This is a genomic window from Acuticoccus kandeliae (genome assembly GCF_003073115.1).
This window is the reverse complement of the sequence record NZ_QBBV01000010.1, coordinates 1-1,442: the sequence shown is the minus strand read 5'-3', so window position 1 is coordinate 1,442 and position 1,442 is coordinate 1. Positions and strand designations below refer to the sequence as shown.

At 58.1% G+C, this 1,442-nt stretch carries 1 rRNA gene; it reads left to right on the top strand.

Annotated elements, in window-relative coordinates:
- A 23S ribosomal RNA gene (locus tag DBV35_RS29015) occupies positions 1-1,431 on the top strand; the annotation flags it as partial.
- Positions 1,432-1,442 lie beyond the last annotated feature (11 nt).

Here is a 1,442-nt window from a genome sequence, read left to right as displayed (position 1 = left end):
TACCCATGGCCAGGGTGAAGCGTCGGTAAGACGTCGTGGAGGCCCGAACCCACCAGGGTTGAAAACCTGGGGGATGAGCTGTGGGTAGGGGTGAAAGGCCAATCAAACTTCGTGATAGCTGGTTCTCCCCGAAATGCATTTAGGTGCAGCGTCGTGTGTTTCTCACCGGAGGTAGAGCACTGGATGGCCTAGGGGGCCGACAAGCTTACCGAAGTCAGCCAAACTCCGAATGCCGGTGAGTGAGAGCGCGGCAGTGAGACTGCGGGGGATAAGCTTCGTGGTCGAGAGGGAAACAGCCCAGATCACCGGCTAAGGCCCCTAAGCGTGCGCTAAGTGGGAAAGGATGTGGGATCGCCCGGACAACCAGGAGGTTGGCTTAGAAGCAGCCACCCTTGAAAGAGTGCGTAATAGCTCACTGGTCAAGTGGTCCTGCGCCGACAATGTAGCGGGGCTCAAGCGCACCGCCGAAGCCGTGGCAATGACACCTTAGGTGTTGTTGGGTAGGGGAGCGTCCTGCATCTGGTGAAGCCCGGGAGTGATTTACGGGTGGAGGGTGTGGGAGTGAGAATGCAGGCATGAGTAGCGAATGCAGAGTGAGAATCTCTGCCGCCGGATGACCAAGGGTTCCTGGGCCAGGTTGTTCCGCCCAGGGTGAGCCGGGACCTAAGGCGAGGCCGTCAGGCGTAGTCGATGGACAACGGGTTGATATTCCCGTGCTCGTGATAGTGCGTCCATGCCGAGGCTGGTGATGCTAACCATCCGAACCCACCTTCGCTCCTTCGGGAGTGTTGTTTGTGGGGGAGCGTGGGATCCGATCTGGTAGTAGGCAAGTGATGGGGTGACGCAGGAGGGTAGCTCCGCCACGCGGTGGTTGTCGTGGTGTAAGCCTGTAGCCCGAGTCCTAGGTAAATCCGGGGCTCGTGAAGGGTGAGAGGTGATGCGTAGCCGATTGAGGCGAAGAGGGTGATCCCATGCTGTCGAGAAAAGCCTCTAGCGAGTGCTGTTGCGGCCCGTACCCCAAACCGACACAGGTGGTCAGGTAGAGAATACCGAGGCGATCGAGCGAACTGTGGTTAAGGTATTCGGCAAAATACCTCCGTAACTTCGGGAGAAGGAGGGCCGGTTGTCTTGAGGCTCCTTGCGGGCTAGGGACGGCCGGTCGCAGAGACCAGGCCCAAGCGACTGTTTACTAAAAACACAGGTCCGTGCGAAGTCGCAAGACGATGTATACGGACTGACGCCTGCCCGGTGCTGGAACGTTAAGAGGACCTGTTAGCTCTTCGGGGCGAAGCGGAGAATTTAAGCGCCAGTAAACGGCGGTGGTAACTATAACCATCCTAAGGTAGCGAAATTCCTTGTCGGGTAAGTTCCGACCTGCACGAATGGCGTAACGACTTGGGCGCTGTCTCGACCACAGACTCGGCGAAAAAGATCGGAAGAGC